This is a genomic window from Helicobacter sp. MIT 21-1697 (assembly GCF_026241255.1).
In the GTDB taxonomy this organism is placed as follows: Bacteria; Campylobacterota; Campylobacteria; order Campylobacterales; family Helicobacteraceae; genus Helicobacter_C.
The window spans coordinates 1-757 of sequence record NZ_JAPHNC010000027.1 but is presented as its reverse complement, the minus strand read 5'-3'; the positions used below and the strand labels follow the sequence as shown (position 1 = coordinate 757).

General features: G+C 41.3%; 1 protein-coding gene. It reads right to left on the bottom strand.

What is annotated here, in order from left to right; all coding sequences use genetic code 11:
- A partial coding sequence (locus OQH61_RS09460; protein WP_266027184.1) for a S24 family peptidase occupies window positions 1–718 on the bottom strand: 718 nt, incomplete at its 3' end.
- Window positions 719–757 lie beyond the last annotated feature (39 nt).

Here is a 757-nt window from a genome sequence, read left to right as displayed (position 1 = left end):
GTCTTTTGACATAGAGCTCATTATCAAGGCGCACTACACAAATCTGCCCCTCTTGGAAACTATCACTTTGCTGGATTAGCAGCTGGCAGTTCTCTGGGATAGTAGGACTCATAGAATCTCCTCGCGCAGTGATGATAGAAAGCCCCAAAAAGTTTGCCACCCCAAAATAATCGCGCAAAAAATCCTTTTGCATACCAATATGCCGCGTGATATATTCCTCATTGAGCAGTCCCTGTCCCGCAGACGCATACACATCATCATAGACTGGGATTTGGATTGTGGAGGGCTTGTGAGGGAGTGTGGAATTTGATTGAGGGACATTGTTTTTTTGATTGAGGGACATTGTTTTTTTGATTGAGGGACATTGTTTTTTTGATTGAGGGACATTTTCATATTGACTTAGGGACGGACTATGGGACATTTTAGACTGCGGAATCACTGCGGAATCACTGCGGAATCCCACTTCGGAATCTGACTTACTGACACCCTTGTCATCACTAACTGACAACTTACTGACATTATCAAAAGCAAAATAATCGCTCAAATCAATCACTTTGCCTAGTTTAACTAAGTTTGACATATTGGGAGAATGTTGCACGCTTGTAGCCGCATATTTCTTAATTGTGCTAAGAGGAACACCTGACATTTTACTTAGCTCTTCATAGGTAGAAATACCTGCCTTATCCATACCATACCTGATTGATTGTGTAAGTTCCATTTTAAGCTCCTGTAGCTTGACAAGTTCCAAAAAATATAC